This window comes from Salinibacterium sp. SWN248 (assembly GCF_015864575.1).
Classification (GTDB): Bacteria; Actinomycetota; Actinomycetes; order Actinomycetales; family Microbacteriaceae; genus Rhodoglobus.
In genome coordinates this window covers 113,677-130,668 of sequence record NZ_JADYWW010000001.1, presented here as the reverse complement: position 1 = coordinate 130,668, position 16,992 = coordinate 113,677, and the positions used below count along the sequence as shown (strand labels likewise).

General features: G+C 62.3%; 15 protein-coding genes. 9 read left to right on the top strand and 6 right to left on the bottom strand.

Annotation, left to right across the window (positions count from 1 at the left end; translation table 11 throughout):
• Positions 1-103: 103 nt before the first annotated feature.
• The 5 genes from I6E73_RS00640 to I6E73_RS00620 all read left to right on the top strand — a co-directional run bounded on the left by I6E73_RS00640 (position 104) and on the right by I6E73_RS00620 (position 5,989).
• Positions 104-1,417 carry an ABC transporter substrate-binding protein gene (locus I6E73_RS00640; protein WP_197122292.1) on the top strand — a complete coding sequence of 438 codons (1,314 nt, stop codon included), beginning with the start codon at positions 104-106 and terminating at the stop codon, positions 1,415-1,417.
• 69 nt (positions 1,418-1,486) lie between these two features.
• Positions 1,487-2,599, top strand: a complete 1,113-nt coding sequence (locus I6E73_RS00635) for a carbohydrate ABC transporter permease (protein ID WP_197122290.1) — start codon at positions 1,487-1,489, stop codon at positions 2,597-2,599.
• Positions 2,596-3,507, top strand: coding sequence for a carbohydrate ABC transporter permease (locus tag I6E73_RS00630; RefSeq protein WP_197109120.1), 912 nt, complete (start codon positions 2,596-2,598; stop codon positions 3,505-3,507). Before I6E73_RS00635 ends, I6E73_RS00630 begins: the two co-directional genes overlap by 4 nt.
• The gene (locus I6E73_RS00625) at positions 3,507-4,928 is read left to right on the top strand and encodes a GH1 family beta-glucosidase (protein WP_197122287.1); all 1,422 of its coding nucleotides are present in this window, start codon (positions 3,507-3,509) and stop codon (positions 4,926-4,928) included. The genes I6E73_RS00630 and I6E73_RS00625 overlap by 1 nt, the downstream gene beginning before the upstream one ends.
• Before the next feature lie 68 nt (positions 4,929-4,996).
• The gene (locus I6E73_RS00620; RefSeq protein WP_197124995.1) at positions 4,997-5,989 is read left to right on the top strand and encodes a LacI family DNA-binding transcriptional regulator; all 993 of its coding nucleotides are present in this window, start codon (positions 4,997-4,999) and stop codon (positions 5,987-5,989) included.
• Between the two features lie 28 nt (positions 5,990-6,017).
• On the opposite strand, the gene I6E73_RS00615 is transcribed toward I6E73_RS00620, so the two are convergent.
• Positions 6,018-6,911 carry a LysR family transcriptional regulator gene (locus I6E73_RS00615; RefSeq protein ID WP_197122286.1) on the bottom strand — a complete coding sequence of 298 codons (894 nt, stop codon included), beginning with the start codon at positions 6,909-6,911 and terminating at the stop codon, positions 6,018-6,020.
• Between the two features lie 127 nt (positions 6,912-7,038).
• Between I6E73_RS00615 and I6E73_RS00610 the strand changes: the two genes are divergently transcribed.
• Together I6E73_RS00610 and I6E73_RS00605 are read left to right on the top strand one after the other, a co-directional pair.
• Positions 7,039-10,509, top strand: a complete 3,471-nt coding sequence (locus I6E73_RS00610; protein WP_197122284.1) for a bifunctional proline dehydrogenase/L-glutamate gamma-semialdehyde dehydrogenase — start codon at positions 7,039-7,041, stop codon at positions 10,507-10,509.
• A 76-nt stretch (positions 10,510-10,585) separates the two neighbouring features.
• Positions 10,586-11,398 carry an aldo/keto reductase gene (locus tag I6E73_RS00605; RefSeq protein WP_197122282.1) on the top strand — a complete coding sequence of 271 codons (813 nt, stop codon included), beginning with the start codon at positions 10,586-10,588 and terminating at the stop codon, positions 11,396-11,398.
• Positions 11,399-11,419: 21 nt separating this feature from the next.
• Here the strand turns inward: I6E73_RS00605 and I6E73_RS00600 are convergent, their stop codons facing one another.
• Entirely contained in the window at positions 11,420-12,127 is a 708-nt protein-coding gene (locus I6E73_RS00600) for an ABC transporter ATP-binding protein (protein ID WP_197122280.1), read from the bottom strand.
• Positions 12,124-13,197 carry an ABC transporter permease gene (locus tag I6E73_RS00595; RefSeq protein ID WP_197122278.1) on the bottom strand — a complete coding sequence of 358 codons (1,074 nt, stop codon included), beginning with the start codon at positions 13,195-13,197 and terminating at the stop codon, positions 12,124-12,126. Before I6E73_RS00595 ends, I6E73_RS00600 begins: the two co-directional genes overlap by 4 nt.
• 162 nt (positions 13,198-13,359) lie before the next feature.
• Here I6E73_RS00595 and I6E73_RS00590 point away from each other — a divergent pair, with 162 nt between their 5' ends.
• The gene (locus tag I6E73_RS00590) at positions 13,360-14,574 is read left to right on the top strand and encodes a sensor histidine kinase (RefSeq protein WP_197122276.1); all 1,215 of its coding nucleotides are present in this window, start codon (positions 13,360-13,362) and stop codon (positions 14,572-14,574) included.
• Complete coding sequence (locus tag I6E73_RS00585) at positions 14,571-15,191, top strand: response regulator transcription factor (protein ID WP_197122274.1); 621 nt, start codon at positions 14,571-14,573, stop codon at positions 15,189-15,191. Before I6E73_RS00590 ends, I6E73_RS00585 begins: the two co-directional genes overlap by 4 nt.
• Before the next feature lie 10 nt (positions 15,192-15,201).
• On the opposite strand, the gene I6E73_RS00580 is transcribed toward I6E73_RS00585, so the two are convergent.
• Genes I6E73_RS00580 through I6E73_RS00570 form a run of 3 tightly spaced genes read right to left on the bottom strand, consistent with a single transcriptional unit; the run spans position 15,202 to position 16,973 of the window.
• Positions 15,202-15,597, bottom strand: coding sequence for a GntR family transcriptional regulator (locus I6E73_RS00580; RefSeq protein WP_197122272.1), 396 nt, complete (start codon positions 15,595-15,597; stop codon positions 15,202-15,204).
• Between the two features lie 48 nt (positions 15,598-15,645).
• Positions 15,646-16,620, bottom strand: coding sequence for a 1-phosphofructokinase family hexose kinase (locus I6E73_RS00575; RefSeq protein WP_197122270.1), 975 nt, complete (start codon positions 16,618-16,620; stop codon positions 15,646-15,648).
• Positions 16,621-16,661: 41 nt separating this feature from the next.
• Positions 16,662-16,973 (bottom strand): hypothetical protein, encoded by a 312-nt coding sequence (locus tag I6E73_RS00570; RefSeq protein ID WP_197122268.1) that lies wholly within the window; start codon positions 16,971-16,973, stop codon positions 16,662-16,664.
• Between the last annotated feature and the right edge of the window lie 19 nt (positions 16,974-16,992).

Here is a 16,992-nt window from a genome sequence, read left to right as displayed (position 1 = left end):
AGAGAGCGCTCTCATAGGATCAGTCTGCAATCGTGAGAGCGCTCTCATTCCTGATGGGGGTCTCTTTCGGACACCAATAACCCTCATTCACAAGGAAGTGACCGTGAAATCTCAACGACGCACCAAGATGGTTGCAGCCGTCGCCGGCGCAGCATCTCTCGCTCTTCTCGCCACCGGTTGTTCAGCAACTGACGGTGGAGACAGCGATGGCCCCATCACCCTCACCGTGACCACCTTCGGCACGATGGGACTCGACGGACTGTACGCAGCGTACGAAGCCGACAACCCCAACATCACCATCAAGGCAACGAACATCGACACCGGTGGAAACGCGTTGACCGACTGGAAGACCAAGCAGGCAGCAGGCGCCGGTCTCGCCGACGTTCAGGCCGTTGAAGAAGGATGGCTCGGCCAGGTCATGCAGGTCTCCGACACATTCGTTGACCTCAGCGAATATGGCGCAGACGACATCAAGGACCGCTGGGTCGACTGGAAGCTCGCTCAGGGCACCGACGCCGACGGCCGCATCATCGGATACGGAACCGACATCGGACCGGAAGGCCTCTGCTACAACGGCGCACTTCTCGAAGAAGCCGGCATGCCGTCTGACCGCGACGCCGTAGCCGAGCTCTTCGGTGGCGACGACGCAACCTGGGATGAATTCTTCCAGGTCGGCAAGGACTACAACGCAGCAACCGGCAAGGCCTTCTACGACCACTCCGGCTTCGTCTGGAACGCCATGGTCAACCAGCTCGACGAGGGCTACTACACCGCTGAAGGCGAAATCAACGTTGAAGGCAACTCCGCACTGCAGTCGCAGTGGGACAAGCTCGCCGATGGCGCAGCAGCTGGACTCTCCAGCCAGCAGAGCGCGTGGGACTGGGGCGGGGGAAAGGCCTTCACTGATGGCTCATTCGCTACGTTCATGTGCCCCGGCTGGATGCTCGGTGTCGTCAAGGGACAGGTTGAAGCAGCAGGCGGAGACGCCAGCACTGGCTGGGACTTCGCAGATGTCTTCCCCGGTGGAGCAGCAAACTGGGGCGGCGCATTCCTGACCGTTCCGACTCAGTCTGAGCACCCTGAAGAGGCAGCAAAGCTTGCCGCTTACCTCACCTCCGCTGAATCCGAAGTTGCTGCCTTCCAGGCTGCAGGAACCTTCCCCAGCGTTATCGCAGCTCAGACTGACGACGGTGTAACCGGCGGCAGCGAGCTCAGCACCTTCTTCAACGATGCCCCCATCGGCACGATCCTCGGATCGCGTGCAGAAGGCGTGACCTCGCAGTTCAAGGGCCCGAACGACTCAGTTATCCAGGAGCAGGTCTTCGGCCCCGCTACCAAGGAACTCGACTCGGGTGTTGACGGTGACACCGCGTGGAACAACGCGATTGAGGTTCTGAAGAACCTCGACCTCAACTAGTCCACAGCAGTAATTGAGGCCCCCGGCGTCCCCTCTGCCGGGGGCCTCACTTCTTGAAAGCGAAATCTCATGACGACGATGACGAGCCCGCCGCGACCTGATTCAGGCGAGGCGAAGCAGCGCTCTAAGCGCACAACCACCCAGCTCACCAGACGGCAGCGTCTGAGTCGCCTCGACGTGAAGGCGTCCCCCTACCTTTACATCGCCCCCTTCTTCGTGCTCTTTGCACTCATCGGGCTCTTCCCTCTCGTCTACACCTTCGTGGTGTCACTGAACGACTGGGACATCCTGAGCGGCGCCGGCGAGTGGATCGGTTTCGACAACTACGTCGCCGAACTGAACGACCCCTACTTTTGGAACTCGCTCTTCAACACCATGAGCATCTTCCTGCTCAGCGCGATTCCGCAGCTGGTCGCCGCCGTCTTCATCGCGGCCCTACTCGACCAAAACCTGCGCGCCAAGACGTTCTGGCGCATGAGCATCCTCATCCCGTACATCGTGACCCCGGTTGCTGTCGCCATCATCTTCTCGAGTGCGTTCGGCGAAAAGTACGGGCTCATCAACAACATCCTGACCTCGTTCAATATTGACCCCGTGTTGTGGAAGAGCGAAGTCTTTCCCAGCCACTTCGCCATCGCCACGATGGTCAACTGGCGCTGGACCGGCTACAACGCGCTCATCCTGCTCGCCGCGATGCAGGCCGTTCCCCGCGACATTTACGAATCGGCATCCCTGGACGGAGCGGGCCCCGTGCGCCGCTTCTTCTCGATGACACTGCCGAGCATCCGCCCCACCATGATCTTCGTGATCATCACCGCCACGATCGGTGGACTGCAGATCTTCACCGAACCCAAGCTCTTCAATCCCACCAGCGCCAACCTCGGTGGTGCTCATCGCGAGTACCAAACCACCGTGCTTTACCTGTGGGACATGGCCTTCAACCGCGGTGACTTTGGCAAGGCTTCGGCGATTGCCTGGCTGCTGTTCCTGATCATCGTCGGCATCGGACTGCTGAACTTCATGATCTCGCGCAAGATCGCCTCCACCGAAGTGAAGGTCATCTCCAAGCGTCGGGCCAAGAAGCTTGCGCGCTACCGCGCCATTGCCGCAGCAAGCCCCGCCGCTACCAACCCCACAGGCGCACCGGCGGTATCCGTCGTAGACGAGGAGAAGAGCTCATGAGCACCACGAGCCCCACACGAACCCCCGATCGCGCCGCCGACAAGCAGGCCGTAGCCGACGAGAAGCGCCGCAGTCGAGGCCGTGCACGCGGACTCGCTGAACGCCCCGGCTTCCTTGTTTATGGCCTGCTGATGGCCCTCTTCCTCGGCGGCTCCTACCCGCTCTGGTGGTCGTACGTTGTTGGCTCGAGCGACAACACTGCCATCACCGAAACCTGGCCGCCGCTGCTGCCCGGCGGTCGCTTCTGGATCAACGTCGGCGAGGTTCTCTCGACCGTTCCCTTCTGGCAGTCGCTGCTGAACAGCATCATCGTGTCAACGATCATCACCACCTCGGTGATCTTCTTCTCGACCCTCGCCGGCTACGCGTTTGCCAAGCTGCGCTTCAAGGGCCGCGAAGGGCTCATGATCTTCGTGATCGCAACCCTCGCCGTGCCAACGCAGCTCGGCATCATCCCGCAGTTCATGCTCATGAAAGAGCTCGGCTGGACGGGCACGCTCGGCGCTGTTGTTGTGCCAACGCTGGTGACAGCATTCGGCGTGTTCTTCATGCGCCAATATTTGGTGGATGTCATCCCTGACGAACTCATCGAAGCGGCCCGTGTCGACGGGGCCAACATGTTCCGCACCTTCTGGAGCGTCGGGATTCCGGCAGCTCGCCCCGCCATGGCGATCCTCGGACTCTTCACGTTCATGACCGCGTGGACCGATTACCTGTGGCCTCTGCTGGTCGCGCCACAAAATCCGACCCTGCAGGTTGCGCTGAGCCAACTTCAGAGCGCAAAATACGTGGACTACTCGGTCGTGCTTTCGGGAGCGGTGCTTGCCACCTTGCCGCTGCTTCTCATCTTTATTCTCGCCGGACGGCAACTCGTCTCGGGCATCATGGCAGGAGCAGTAAAAGGCTAATGAACACTCTCACCACCACCTGGCCGAAAGGCTTCCTCTGGGGATCCGCCACCGCGGCTGCCCAAATTGAGGGAGCAGCTCACGAAGGCGGCAAAGAGGATTCCATTTGGGATCACTATGCCCGCCAGCCGCTCGCCGTTGCCAACGGAGACACCCCCGAAATTGCGGTTGACCACTACTACCGCATGAACGATGACGTGCAATTGATGAAGAAGCTGGGGCTCGATTCCTACCGCTTCTCCACCAGCTGGGCCCGTGTTGTTCCCGGCGACCGCGAGCCCAATGCAGAGGGCCTCGACTTCTACAGTCGACTTGTTGACTCGCTGCTAGAGGCCGGCATCCTGCCGTGGCTCACGCTTTATCACTGGGACTTGCCGCAGGCGCTTCAGGAGAAGGGCGGATGGGCGAATCGCGAAACTGCCTACCGTTTCGCTGACTATGCCGAAGCTGTCTACACCGCGCTCGGCGATCGCGTCAGCCACTGGACTACCTTCAACGAGCCGCTCTGCTCCTCGCTGATTGGCTACATTGCGGGCGAACACGCTCCCGGCCTCACTGACCCGAATCAGGGCCTCGCCGCGCTGCACCACCAGCACCTCGCGCACGGTCTCGCCGCCGAGCGCCTGCGCAAGCTGGCCGCCGAAAAGGGCCGCGAGATTGAGCTCGGCATCACGCTGAACCTCACGAACGCCGTGCCCAACGATCCGAACGATCCTGTTGACCTCGACGCTGCGCGTCGAATCGACGGCATCTGGAACCGTATGTTCCTCGAGCCGCTCGTGCTCGGGGCCTACCCGGCTGACGTGCTCGAAGACATGCGCGACTACAACTTCGAGCAGCATGTGCAGGAGGGTGACCTTGGGATCATCTCCGCGCCCATCGATTTCTTGGGCGTCAATCACTACCACGACGACAACGTGAGTGGACATCCCGCTCCCGCTGATGCAGCACCCGGACTTCGGCCAACCACTAAGCCCGGTCGCTCGATGTTTGTCGGCAGTGAGTTCGTGACGATGCCCCCGCGTGACCTCCCTCGCACGGCGATGGACTGGGAAGTCAACCCGAGCGGTTTGCAGCACCTCCTTGTTCGTTTGGGCAAGGAGTACCCCACGTTGCCGCCGCTGTATGTCACCGAAAACGGTGCCTCCTACGACGACACTCGTGAGGGCGACACGATCGACGACCCCCAGCGTGCGAGCTACGTTGCGCAACACATCCAGGCTGTGGCGGATGCCATTGCAGATGGTGCCGATGTGCGCGGTTACTTCGTGTGGTCGCTCCTCGACAACTTCGAGTGGGCGTGGGGATACAACAAACGTTTCGGCATTGTGTACGTCGATTACGACACTCAAGAGCGCATCCCCAAGCGCAGCGCCACGGAATACGCAGCGCATATCGCTGCCACGAAGAAGGCCTCCTGATCGTTAGGGTTAGGCAAGACCTTCTAATAGAGAGCGAGCTCGTGGCGGAGAAACTGCGCAGCGGGGCCATGCCGACACTCGAAATGGTGGCGGCACAGGCGGGCGTTTCGCGCGCCACCGTGTCTCGCGTGGTCAACGGTTCTCCCAAGGTGAGCGCGGATGTAGCAACTATCGTTCAGGCCGCCATCGAAGAGCTCAACTACGTGCCCAATCGCGCTGCCCGTTCGCTCGTGAGCCGCAAGACGCAGGCCATCGCGATGGTGGTTCCGGAATCGGCGGCGAAGGTCTTCGACGACCCCTTCTTCGCGGCGGTCGTTCAGGGCGTTGCGCTGTATCTCGAAGACACTGATTACACGCTCAACATGATCATCGAGTCAGGGGCCGCATCACACAAGACGCGGCGCTACCTCCTCGGCGGCAACGTTGATGGCGCTCTGGTGGTCTCGCACCACACCGGCGACCACTCCTACTCTGAGCTCAGCCGCACCCTGCCTGTCGTGTTTGGCGGGCGTCCGCTCAGCGACGTGGGTGGCGACAACTACTACGTGGATGTCGACAACTTCGCTGGTGCCTGCACCGCCGTTGAGCATTTGATCGCTTCCGGTCGCACCAAGCTGGCCACGATCGCTGGCCCGCAAGACATGCCCCCTGGCGTTGACCGCCTGTCGGCTTTTCACGCCACCCTTGGCAAGCACGGCCTCACGAGTGACCTGGTGGAAGTCGGCGACTTCTCGCCGCCCTCCGGAGCAGAGGCAATGCGTCGGCTGCTTGCCCGCGGTGAGCCCATCGACGGAATCTTCGCCGCCAACGACCAGATGGCCATCGGCGCCTACTCGGCCATCCGTGAAGCCGGGCTCTCGGTGCCCGCCGACATCGCTGTGGTCGGTTTCGACGACGACAACTATGGGAGCACCGCGACTCCGCCGCTGACGACAGTGCGCCAACCCTCCGTCGAGATGGGCCGACGCATGGCCGAAATGATTGTCGGCCTGATTGAAAACCGACCGGTCGACACCGTGACGACCCTCGACACTGAGCTCGTCATCCGCGATTCTGCGTAGCTAGGTTTCGTCGCTGAAGCGGACGGGGCTACTCCGGCGCGAGCGCGAGAACGACCCGCTCGAGTACTTCTCGGCACGCCACAATCGATGGGCGGCTGACGCTCGAGTCTCGCACCGACGTAAAGACGGTGCGTCGGGGAAGGCCGGGCATCGGCCGCAGGGCGACGGTTGGCGTGCGCGTTCCCCAGACCAGACCGGGCAAGATCGCGGTCGCGTGGCCTGATTCAACGAGACGGATGTGGGCCTGAAGATCAGCGGTTTCGTAGCGCACGTCGGGCTCTATCCCCGCGCGGCGGCACTGCTGTTCTGCCCAGTGGCGGGATGCGGTGCCTCGGGGTTCCATCACCCAGGCACTCTGGGTGGTGTCGGTGAGACTCATGATTCCGCTCTCGTGAGGAACAGCGAGCGAGAGTTCGTCGGCATAGAGGGGGAGCATGTCGAGGTCGGGATGCCGGGGTGCGGCATGGCCGGGATACTGTTCCGCGATCACGAGGTCGAACTCTCGCGTCCAGGTTTCGAAGAGGGCGCTTTCGGGCTCGCGCTGGGTCATCTCGATGCGCAGCTGGGGGTGCTCGTTCGCGATGATGCTGAGCGCTTGCGGAATGATGCCGAGCGCTGCCGATTGGAATACAGCGAGACGTACTTTTCCGCGCACTTCGGTGAGAGAGGAATGGATCTCCGCTTCCATGAGTTCGAGGCGTTCGAGGAGGGCAACGGTGTGCTCAACAAGCAGCTCGGCTTCGGGGGTGAGTTGCACCCGTCGACCCGCTTTGACGAGCAGCGGAACCCGCGCTTCTTCTTCGAGAAGGGCGAGCTGTTGAGACACTGCAGACGGCGTGTAACTGAGGGCGTTTGCCACTGCGGCGATGGTGCCGCGAAGCTTGAGTTCTCGCAAAAGTCGCAGCCGTCTTACGTCGAGCATTTCTCCGCCAATCGTTAACTAATTCTAACTGAAACCGTGCGATTTCCGTCGCTTTTGCTAAAGGCACTCCCGGGCGCACACTGAGAGTTCCAGCCCAATCCCCGTTCGGAGGCCTATTCTCGTGAGCATGTCAACTTCTACCGACAACCTCGATGCTTCACACCAGCAGATTGCCGACCAAACGGTAGCCACCGTTCGTCGCTGGCTGGCTGAAAGTGAAGAGTTTCCGACCGATGCGAGCGCCACGCGCCTCGCTGGCGTACTGAAAGATCCGAACGGACTCGAGTTCACTCTCGGCTTCATCGACACCGTGGTTCGCCCCGAAGATTTGCGTGTCGCCGGCCGCAACCTCGAGCGCCTCACCCACATCATCCCGGCGTTCCTGCCGTGGTACCTCCGCTTCGCCATCCTCGTCGGCGGTGGCTTCGCGCCCCTGCTTCCGTGGATCATCGTTCCGATCGCTCGCCGCGTGCTCCGCGGCATGGTTGGCCACCTCATCATCGATGCGACTCCGGCCAAGCTCGACAAGGCCCTCGTTCACCTTCGTCGCGAAGGTGTAAACCTGAACCTCAACCTGCTCGGTGAAGCCGTGCTCGGTGATGACGAGGCAGATAACCGTCTTGCCGGCACCCGCGCCCTCCTGAACCGGGATGACGTTGACTACGTCTCCATCAAGGTTTCGTCAGTCGTGTCGCAGCTTTCCATGTGGGCTTTCGATGAGACTGTCGACCGTGTTGTCGACCGCCTCACCCCGCTCTACTTGCTTGCCTTGCGCTCGCCGTCGAAGAAGTTCATCAACCTCGATATGGAAGAGTTCAAAGACCTCGACCTCACGATCGCGGTCTTCGAGAAGCTTCTCGACCAGCCAGAACTGCTTGAGCTTGAAGCGGGCATCGTGCTTCAGGCGTACCTGCCGGATGCCCTCACCGCACTGCAGGAACTGACCCGCTGGTCAACGGCTCGTCGCGCTCGCGGCGGCGCCAACATCAAGGTGCGCGTCGTTAAGGGCGCCAACCTCGCGATGGAACACGTTGACGCGGTAACTCACCACTGGCCGATGGCTACGTGGGGAACCAAGCAAGACAGTGACACTCACTACAAGCGCGTGCTCGATTGGGCATTCACCCCCGAGCACATCGATGCTGTTCGCATTGGTGTTGCCGGCCACAACCTCTTCGACATCGCATTCGCGTGGCACCTCGCTCAAGAGCGTGGCGTCACTGAGGGCATCGAATTCGAAATGCTTCTCGGAATGGCTACCGGCCAGGCCGAAGCAGTCAGGAAGGATGTCGGCAGCCTGCTGCTGTACACGCCCGTCGTTCAGCCGAGCGAGTTCGACTCGGCCATCAGCTACCTCGTGCGCCGCCTCGAAGAGAACGCCAGCACCGAGAACTTCATGTCGGGCCTCTTCGAGCTCTCCAGCAACGAACACATCTTCGTGCGCGAGCAGGACCGCTTCTTGGCGTCGCTCGCGAACCTCGATGCACCAGCACAGGTATCCAACCGGGTGCAGGACCGCAACCAGCCCGCCGCGCTCATCGGCGACCGCCCGTTCAACAACGTCGCAGATACTGACCAGGCCATTGGCGAAAACCGCACGTGGGGTCGTGCGATCCTGGCGCGCAGCGGCGACTCCCAACTCGGCATTGACACTGTTAAGGCTGGTGCTGTCAGTACCCCAGAGCAGATGAAGGGCATCCTCGAGTCCGTTACGGCTGCCGGAGCGAACTGGGGCGGCATGCCCGCCGCAGAACGCGCCGCGATCTTGCACCGCGCCGGCGACGCGATCGAAGCCTCGCGAGCCCGCCTCATCGAGGTTATGGCTACCGAAGCCGGTAAGACGATCGCCGAAGGTGACGTAGAGGTCAGCGAAGCGATTGACTTCGCGCACTACTACGCCGAGCGCTCTCTCGACCTTGAAGCGATCGACGATGCCACGTTCGTGCCGTCAAAGCTCATCATCGTTACTCCGCCGTGGAACTTCCCGGTTGCCATTCCCGCCGGCAGCGTGCTTTCGGCGCTCGCCTCGGGCAGTGGCGTCATCATCAAGCCAGCGAAGCTTTCGCAGCGCAGCGCCGCCGTAATGGTCGAAGCGCTCTGGGAAGCGGGCGTGCCGCGTGAAGTGCTCGCCTTCGTTGATCTGAAGGATCGTGAACTCGGTCGCGTCATGATTGCCGACCCCGCTGTTGACCGCGTCATCCTGACGGGGGCGTGGGAAACTGCCGCCATGTTCCGTTCTTGGCGCAATGACCTACCGATTCTCGCGGAGACCAGTGGCAAGAACGCCATCATCGTGACGCCGAGCGCAGACCTCGATCTCGCCGTCGCCGACGTCACCAAGAGCGCCTTCGGCCACGCTGGGCAAAAGTGTTCGGCAGCCTCGCTCGTGATCTTGGTCGGTTCGGTTGGTAAGAGCGAACGTTTCGAGCGTCAGCTTGTTGACTCGGTGCGCACTCTGCGCGTTGGTCTCCCTCAGGACCCTCTCACCATGATGGGCCCGATCGTTGAGCCTGCTCAGGGCAAGCTGCTTGGTGCACTCACGACTCTCGCTCCCGGTGAGAGCTGGCTCGTAAAGCCACGTCAGCTCGATGACGAAGGCAAGCAGTGGACTCCCGGAGTTCGCACCGGTGTTGTCCCCGGCAGCGAGTTCCACATGACCGAATACTTCGGGCCCGTTCTCGGTGTGATGCGCGCTAAGAACCTCACCGAAGCGATCGAGATGCAGAACGCCGTGGACTACGGACTGACTGCCGGCATCCACTCGCTCGATCCCACCGAGGTTGCACGCTGGCTCGATGAAGTTCAGGCTGGAAACGCCTACGTCAACCGTGGAATCACGGGCGCCATTGTTCGCCGCCAGCCCTTCGGTGGGTGGAAGCGTTCAGCCGTTGGCTGCCACGCCAAGGCTGGTGGACCCAACTACCTGATGACACTCGGACAGTGGAAGGCTGTCGAGCAGCCCGCCGCTCGCGACATTCAGGTCCGCGGTCTCAGCGACCAGGTCTCTTCGGTTATCAAGAAGGCACAGTCGGGCATGGAGTTCGATGAGTTCGACCGTGTTCGCCGTGCCGCCGAAAGCGACCAGCGCGCGTGGGAGACAGAGTTCGGCGTCAGCCGTGATGTCTCAGATCTCGGCGTTGAGCGCAACGTCTTCCGCTACCGCCCGGTACCCGTCACCATTCGCCTGTCAGAGGGCGAACCGATGGGCCACCTGGTGCGGATGATCGCCGGTGCCGCTCGTATCGGCGCAACCATTCACATCAGCTCCGCTATCCCGTTGCCGTCGCTGCTCACCGAATCGTTCGAGTCGGCAAATGCCGGCGTCTCGGTTGCTCAGGTTCGTGTTGAGTCGGATGCTCGCTGGAACGAGCGTGCGGCCAAGGGCGAGTTGAAGACCAGCCGCGTGCGCCTCATCGGTGGTTCCCCTGTCGATATCGCAGAAGCCGTTGGCGGAAACCCTGACGTCGCGGTGTGGTCGGGCGAAGTCACGACATCCGGTCGCGTTGAACTGCTGATCTTCCTGCAAGAGCAGTCACTGTCGATCACAGCACACCGCTTCGGAAACCCCGATCTGGCCATGGCCGCGCTCGAGGTCTAAAGAACTCACAGGGTGTGCGGGGATTCGTTACAGCGAGTCCCCGCGCACCGTCCTGAGCGTCGTTTAGCCTAAGAGGATGATCCCCTCGATTCCTCTCAACGACGGCCACAGCATCCCCCAGCTTGGTCTCGGCACGTGGCCGCTCAGCGATGCTGAAGTTGCTGTCGTGGTTCCGACCGCCATCGAGCTGGGGTACCGCCACATCGATACGGCCGTGAGATACGGCAACGAAGCGGGCGTGGGCGAGGGCATCCGTCGCAGTGGCATTGACCGCGACGAACTCTTTGTGACCACCAAACTTGATGGCGAATTTCAGGGCGACGACCTTGCGATTGAGGGTCTTCGTGGCAGCCTTGAGCGCCTCGACCTCGACTACGTTGACCTGCTGCTGATCCACTGGCCCCTGCCCGGCCGCGGCGAATTTCTCTCGACCTGGCGCACCTTCGAGAAGCTGCAAGCCGACGGTTTTGCGCGGTCGATTGGTGTCTCCAACTTCAAGCCGACCCACCTTGAGGTGCTGGCGGATGCTGGCGCTACCGTTCCGGCCGTGAACCAGGTCGACCTCTCGCCGACCAACGCTCGCCTGACGGAGCGCGCCTATCACGACTCCCGCGGAATCGTCACGGAAGCGTGGAGCCCCATCAAGGGCATCCTCGACCAGCCCGTGTTGCTGGAGATTGCGGCCAAGCACGAGCGGTCAGCGGCTCAGATCGCGCTGCGCTGGCACCTGCAAAATGGCCTCGTCGCAATCCCGAAGTCGGCCAACCCCGACAGGCTGGCCGACAACATTGCGGTCTTCGACTTCGAACTCGACTCGCGCGACCTCGAAGCGATCGCGGCAATCGATGTGCCGGGGTCGGGTGCTGACTCCGACCAGATCGGGCACTAGCTCACACGAGCCGGGTGGTTGCTAGTGCGTGGCTGCGAGTTCTTCGCTGCGCACTGTGGTGAGAGCCCCATCGACCATGTTCACGACGGCGTGCATCCGTGGCAGGTGAACGAGGTCGTGGGTCACGAGCAGCGTTGACGTGTTGCGTTCGTCGGTGAGACGCAGGATGAGTTCGATGATGCTCGCGCCGCGCTCCTGGTCGAGGGCACTGGTCGGTTCATCGACGAGGAGCACTTTCGGGTCGTTCATGAGCGCCCGCGCGATGTTGATGCGCTGACGCTGACCTCCTGAAAGTTGGTGCGGACGCTTGTGCATCTGATCGCCAAGACCGACCGAAGCGAGCAGGTCGGCGGCATGTGTGCGCACGGCGGCACGGCGGCCGCGGCTGTGCGGCGCACCCAATTCGTTCATCACGGCGAGTTGTTCGAGCGCGGTCAGTGACGGCAACAGGTTGGCTTGCTGAAAGACGATACCGATGGCGTCGCGGCGCAGCACGGTGGCTTCCGCAGCTGACAATTGGGCGGCATCCACATCATCGATCATGACCTGACCGGAGTCGGGCCGGATGAGGGTCGCCGCGACCGCGAGCAGGCTCGACTTGCCGGAACCGCTCGGCCCGGTGATGCCGGTGACCGTGCCGGGGCGGGCACTGAGGGTGACGTGATCGACCGCAGTGACGCGGCCGTCGCCGTCGGGGAAGGTGAGCGTGACGTTGTTGATCTGAATCATCGGGTGCTCCCAAGGGCGGTGAGGGGGTCGGCGGTGGTGACGGAACGAAGGGCGAACGCAGCGCCGGCAAGGCCGAGCGCGATCATAATGACTCCGGGCAACAGAGTGGTGAACGGGCTCAGGATGAACGGCAGCGCGCTACCCATGAGCACCCCGAGAATGGCGGTTATGCCGATGCCGATTCCGACCCCGATCAGCAGCACGATGAGGGCCTGCCCGAGAGCGTCGCGAACGAGGGACGGGGTGGATGCTCCGAGTGCTTTGAGGACGGCGATGTCGGCTTTGCGCTGCATCGTCCATACGGTGAAGAATGCACCGATCACGAGAGCCGAGATGCCGAACAGCATGGCGACCATGAGCAGCAGCGAACCGATCTCCGAGCGGAACGAGCTGACCGCGGTGAGCGACAACAGCACCGAGTTGCTGAGGGTATCTGCTTCGGTGTTGATGGCATCCCAGTCGGCGTCGCCGTTGACCGCAATGGCGGTGGCGTAGGCATCGGGGTTGCCGGTCGTGGCGGAGTAGCCCTGCCAGTCTTCGAGGGTCATCTGCACGACGGGGGTGTGGTTGTACCACCAGTTGCCGCTGACCTTCTCGACCGTGTAATCGGTGCCGGCGATCGTGATGGTGTCGCCGGTGGTGACGTCGAGGCCGGTGGCGGCATCCTCCGAGAGACCAACCTTGCCGTCACCGCTGGGGGCAGTTTCATCGAAGTCTGCGACGACACCGAAGATGGCAATGGCGGTGCTGGATTCGGGCGACTCGGCTTTCGTCTGCGAGACACCGATCGGGTTTGCGGACTCGACGCCGGTCGCAGCAGCCCAGATTTTCGCCTGCTTCTCGGTGACGTTGGAGTCAGAGAAGCTTGCCTCATCGGCACCCTTGCTGCTCGGGGTCGCGAAGACGAGTTGGTCGGCGGGCAGTGACAACACCCCCGAAATGTTCTGGGCAGCGAGCCCACCGGTGAGGCCGCTCAGGAATCCAACCAGCAAAGTGATGAGGGCGACGACGGTGCCGATGAGCACGAATCGTCCGCGGGCAAAGCGCAGATCGCGCCAGGCAACAAACATGGGGAGTCCTTTCGGCGTCGACGAATGCGACAGTAACTAGCCTCCTCTCGTGGGTGCGGTAGGGCATCGGCCGGGAGAGTACCTTTCGTGACGCGTAGTGCGGAGGGCACAATCATCCTTTCGATGGATAGAAGCAGTCGTGCACGGCAGTAGGGTCGAATTATGAGCCACACTGCGTTGACCCCCGTTTTTGTGGGGTTGCGCACCAGTTTGCACATCCTCTTTGTTGCTTTGACTGTGCTCGTGGTGGTGCGTGCTCTTGTCGATGGCAACCCGAACATGGTGGCGGTGGTTGCGCTCGCGGCGTTGTTGCTCATCACTTACGGTTTCGGCGGTTATCTGGCGCGGCACGCGATGAGTTCGGGGGCGAGCGCGCAGTCGGTGACGGCGTACCTGTGGGCGCTGGTCTTGTCGGCAGAATGGCTCGTGCTGGTGTGGTTGAGCCCGGATGCTGCCTACCTGGTGTTCCCCCTGTTCTTTCTCTATCTACACTTGTTGCCTCGCGGCTGGCGCACCCTCGCGGTGTTGGGTTCCACGTTGCTGGCGATTGCGGCGCTCGGTCTTCACAGCGAATGGACTGTTGGCGGAGTCGTCGGGCCGCTCGTCGGCGCGGGTGTCGCGATCGTGATCGGTCTTGGCTACAAATCACTCGCGGCCGAGGCTGCGGAACGCGAACTGTTGGTGAAGCAACTCCTCGAGACGCGGGACCAGCTGGCGCACACTGAGCGTGAATCCGGGGTGCTGGCGGAGCGAGCGAGACTTGCGCGCGAGATTCATGACACGGTCGCGCAGGGGCTGTCGAGCATCCAACTATTGCTGCATGCTGCCGAGCGTGCCGACCCGAACGCTGCGGGCCTTGAGCATGTGCGTCTTGCCCGCGAGACTGCCGCCGCCAACCTGGCTGACACCCGAAACTTCATTCGCGAGCTCGCTCCGGCGGCCCTCGTGGAGCAGGGTATTGGTGCTGCGCTGCGCCGGCTCGCGGATACCCAGTGGCAGTCGCCCGAGCGCGAGATCCGGGTGCGAGTTGCCGATGCGCTCGACCTTCCGATGCCCGTGCAGACCGCGCTGCTGCGGATTGCTCAGGGGGCGATGGCGAATGTCGTGCAGCACTCTGAGGCAACGCAGGCCACGATCTCCATCGAGCGTGACAATTCGGATGTTCGGCTTTCCATTGCCGACAACGGCCGAGGTTTTGATCCCGAACGGGTGAAGGCGGCGTCGGCGCGCGGCGTCACTGACTCCTTCGGGCTGACGGCTACGCGCGAACGGGTCGAGCAACTGGGTGGCACGTTGACCGTGAACTCTCGGCCTGGCGCCGGCACCACCGTGACGGTCGATCTGATGCTGAGCCCATCGACGGGGGAGTCGGCGTGATCCGGGTGGCGATTGCCGACGATCATCCGGTCGTTCGCGCTGGGTTACGCGCCCTGCTCGAACACGAAACTGACCTCACTGTTGTGGGGGAGGCTGCGACTCCCGATGATGCGTTTGCGCTCGTTCAGTCGGCGAACCCGAGTGTGATTTTGATGGATTTGCAGTTCGGCGAGCTGGAGTCAGGCGCGGATGTCACGCGCCGCATCCGCGCGCTCGACGCTGCCCCGTATGTGTTGGTTCTTACCAACTACGACACCGATGGCGACATCCTGGGTGCCGTAGAAGCCGGTGCCAGTGGGTATCTACTGAAGGATGCGCCGCCCCATGAGTTGATCGCTGCGGTTCGTGCTGCGGCTGCGGGCGAGAGCGCTTTGGCTCCCGTGATCGCTGGCCGGTTGCTGGACCGGATGCGGGCGCCGCAGGTGAGCCTGAGCAAGCGCGAGATTGAAGTGCTTGAGCGCGTTGCCGCCGGGATGTCGAACGCGGCGATCGCGGGAGAAATGTTTGTGTCGCAGACGACGGTGAAGTCGCATCTGGTGCACATTTTTTCGAAGCTGAATGTGTCGTCGCGTACCGCTGCGGTGTCGAAGGCGCGCGAACTTGGAGTGCTGCGGTAGTTCTGGCTGACTAACCCTTGAGGGCGATAGCGACGAAACGCTGTGCTTCGTCCGTGCTGATGCCGAGCTCGGCTGCGCGGTTGGCGTAGGCCCGGGCCTCAAGTTGGAGAAGCGCTGCGGCATCGCCGGGCTGGGCTTTTACGACGGTGCCGTTGCGGCCACGCGAGTGCAGAAAACCGTCGGCCTCGAGCTCGCGGTAGGCCCGCGCCACCGTGTTGGGCGCGATGCCAAGGTCGGTGGCCAGTTGGCGCACAGTCGCAAGCTTGGTGCCAGCAAGAAGCTCACCGTTCGTGATCTGAGCGATAGCTTGAGCTTTGATCTGCTCAAACGGAGGAACGGATGCCGCAGTGTCGATCTCAAAAGTGACAGGACTTTCGGTCGGTGTGCGACGCCACGATTCAGCCATGGTTGATTCTCTCACACGGGGTTCTGAGGCAACCGGGGCTATTCACAACTAGTAACGCGTGGCCTCGGGGAGGAGCTTTTCGAGGGCCTCCACCTCGGTGAGGGCACACATCTCGGTTGCTGGCTTCGCTGCCGTTGCGCTGCCTGCCGCAACGGCAGAACGAAACGCAGTCTCCGGATCGCGCCCCTGTGACAGTCGCCACACGAACGCCCCAAGAAACGCATCGCCCGCACCAACGGCACTCTGTACTCGCACCTGAGGAACTGGTAAGCGGATGACGCCAGCAGCCGATGCAAGCACAGCGCCTGCTTCGCCCAGAGTGAGAGCAACGAGCTGAGCGGAGCCGCGCGTGACGAGCTCGGCGGCGGCATCCACTTCACTCTGCTCGCTGGTGAGCTCTCTGCCGACAAGTTCGCTCAGTTCGCGCAGGCTTGGCTTCACGAGATAAACGCCCTCGGCGAGGGCATCCGTGAGCGCCTCGCCAGAGGTGTCAACGATCGAGCGTGCACCGCGGCGGTGAGCCAGGCGCGCGACTTGGGCGTAGAAATCTGTGGGCACTCCGGGCGGCAGGCTGCCGCTAGCCACGACGTAGCCCCCGGGAATGATCGAGCCTTCGAGGGTTGCGAGACAGCTTCGCCACTCGGCTTCAGAAAACTCAGGGCCTTGCAGCACAAAACGAAACTGCTCACTCGACTCGTTCTCGTCAACAGTGAAACTCTCCCGCGTTGTGCCGGCGATGGGCACCGCGAGACTGGGCACGCCTTCCGCCTCGAGCAACTGGCGGTAGGTAGCCCCGGTGAGTCCACCCGCAGCGTAAATGGCGAGCGCGCCGCCGCCGAGTTTATGGATCGTACGCGCCACATTGACGCCGCCCCCGCCAGGGTCGATCCGGCTGGGGCCACAGCGCATCTTGTGATCCTTGATTACCCGCGGAGTCGACGTGCTGATGTCGAGGGCAGGATTGATCGTGAGGGTCACGATGGGCTGTGCTGTCGCCGGCCGCGAGGAAATATCGGATGCCATAATCCCCACTGTAAGACAGTGCTAGCGCACCATCGACCGGATTAGTTGTCGGTGGAAGGGATGTCCATCCCGAGTTCGTTCAGTGGTGAGTTATCCACCGGCTGCGGTTTGTGCTCAATGGGGCAGTTGAGAATTGTGTTCGGTGTGGAATGGTCGATGAAGTGCTCAGATATCGGCCGCCCGCACACGGGACACACTGCATCCGCAACCTTCTCGACGACTGCCTCGTATGGCCCCAGGTCAGGTATGCCCAGAATCGGAAACAGTTTTTCGTTCAGCCAATCGATGAATCCGACGTAGCCTCCAGGGCCAGACGTTTCATCCTCGCCTTTCGCGTGCTCGTGTTCGTTCATAACCTCAGGCTAGCCACGG